Here is a 2,313-nt window from a genome sequence, read left to right as displayed (position 1 = left end):
CCTGTCAGCTGACAGGGTTTCAAGGAAGGGGACCAAAAGAGAGAGGCAGCCCGGCCGCAATCGAACTCCATGAGGTCAATCGCCAAAGTCGGGTAAGCCTGTTCGCATTGGCTGTGTAGGCGGCACAGCAACGTTGTGCCACCCGAAGTCACCCGCTGCGCATGAGTATCGAGCAGAAATGGTCTGTTTTGAGCTTGTGTCTCATGGGCCGATCTGGGCGTTGCAGTAGTGCGTTGGCTGCCACCTTGATAGGGAGAGGTTGTCGCCAGGGCAGGGGAAAACCTGCCCCTTGCGCCAAAGGGTCGCGTGACATCCCCCAATGGGCGGTTTTATCGCCTCTATCGGTGCACGGATCTTTTCAAAGGACCTGTTATGGGTTACGGTATGGGCGTTACTTTATTGGCTTGTGTTGCAGCATCTTCGTTCAGATGTCTTATGCGGCAGCTGGCAGTCTCGTTCATTAAACGGGTCGAATTGGTCAACCTAAGGCGGGCGCTTCCCGTCCGAATGACATTACTCGGAACATTGAGATATCCGGTAGCGAAACCTAGGCTGCCTATAGCTTTCATAACGCGGTTGTGATTTAATAAAATCAATGCGTTACGACATCTCAAAACTGTCCACCAAAGTCCTGCTTTCACCGGTTGTAGCCGCGACTGCCGCGTTAGTTCGCCTGGATGAGCGAGTAGCGCGGTCATCCATAAAGGAAGGGTGGATTGCGCGCGCCCATTTTGGCGACGCCGTGGCGTCCGTATGGCTGGATGGGGAACTCGTTCTCCTCGAGGACCTGGTCCTCCACGACGCCGCTGCGGACGTCCGCACGCCGACCCATGAGCTCACTATCGCACGTGAGGTCCTGCGGACACGACGCAAGATCGCGGAACAGCCTCCGGGGTGGGCACTCAGTTCGGAAGGACTGGCGATGCTGCGTGGTGGCACTACGCCACGATATGTTGCTACTGCGTCAACCGATCTGTCGGTCTGCATTGACGCCACTTCTACTGCTGGACCAATCACTGCGCGGGAAGGGGGGAGTAACTTCGATGTCTTGGAGAAAGAGTTGGCGGATATGGACGCAGTTCTTGCTCGTAGTGCTGAAGTGCTGTCCGGTGTCGCCGCGCCAAAAGTCCCCCTGGGTTCTGATAGAAGCCCTCTCGTCTACGAGCCGGACTGGAACGAGGATGAACGGCTGGAGGAGTGGCGCGCAACATTAGTCGAGACCGAGCAAATGCCGCCGTTGTTGCGCGCAGTCATTCTCCTCGACGCATGGGATGCGCTTGTTGTGCTCGAGCACGGTCGATGGCTTGGCCGATTGCTGGCCGCATCACTCTTGCGCGAAGTCGGGATTGCAACATGTCATCTTCCCGCGCTCAATGTCGGGCTGAAATCAGTCGCGCGGGATCGGCGTACAAGGCCGGATCCCAATAGCCGGATCCTTGCGCTTCTGGAGGCCATTTGTGCGGCAGCTGACACTGGATTGCGGGAACATGACCGGCTTCTGTTGGCAAGGCAGCAGCTACAGCACAGGCTGCATGGCCGCCGCCAGAATTCGAAACTCCCTCAGCTCATAGAGCTTGTTCTCGCAAGGCCGATGGTCTCATCTGGCATGATTGCCGGGGAGCTCGGTGTAACGCCGCAGGGCGCACTGAAGATTGCCAGGGAGCTAAACCTTCGCGAGTTGACGGGCAGGGGCAGATTTCGGGCGTGGGGGATCGTATAGGCCGATCAGGCCAAGTGTCTCGTTCTACTTAATGAGGTCAATGATAATGGCGCGAGCCTGGGTGCTCTCGCGTTGATTGTGAGGTGGGTTGGTTCGATGGCATTGCGCTCCGTCAGGCGCGCCACTCTCTCCGTGACTGCCATGCTGCGCCGCGCACTATTCTAGACACAAGTACAATTATAGCGAGAATGAAGCGTAAACAACAACGCATGCTAGCGCTCTCCGATTGCAGCATTACGCGAAGCTCGGGACGAGGCAGGTCCGAAGGGCGATCGAGCCGGCATGGCGACCCCGGTTCGTTCCGACGGGATCCTAGATCTAAGGAAGGTGAGGGGTGGATGGTGGATCAAGATCGGCCCTTGACCAGGGAAGACGGCCACTGCCAGCCGTATAGCCATCGTATGATCGCCCAGGCGGGCTGCAGCTGTTAGGCGAGACGCTCGCCGCATTGTATCCTTAAAGGACGACGAACAAGAGAGTGCCCCCCGCTCCGGCGTTTTCACATGCCATTCTGTTTTGTGAGCTGTGGTGTGATGGGTTTGGGATTGGGGTGTTGATTGGGTTTTGTGGTTGTTATTGAGAAAAGTGGAATT

The 2,313-nt window shown here is 57.2% G+C and carries 1 protein-coding gene; it reads left to right on the top strand.

Translation table 11 applies throughout. The annotated features are described in order from the left end of the window. Nucleotides 1-595: 595 nt before the first annotated feature. Nucleotides 596-1,720 carry an RHE_PE00001 family protein gene (locus LH464_RS24205; protein WP_226788953.1) on the top strand — a complete coding sequence of 375 codons (1,125 nt, stop codon included), beginning with the start codon at nt 596-598 and terminating at the stop codon, nt 1,718-1,720. Nucleotides 1,721-2,313: the final 593 nt, after the last annotated feature.

The organism is Pseudorhizobium xiangyangii (assembly GCF_020531965.1).
Classification (GTDB): Bacteria; Pseudomonadota; Alphaproteobacteria; order Rhizobiales; family Rhizobiaceae; genus Neorhizobium; species Neorhizobium xiangyangii.
Note: the sequence above shows the minus strand (reverse complement) of the source record. Positions and strands in the feature narration are given on the sequence as shown.

Coding starts and splice junctions, on each gene's coding strand:
- LH464_RS24205 (WP_226788953.1), top strand. CDS start 596: ATGCGTTACGACATCTCAAAACTGTCCACCAAAGTCCTGCTTTCACCG.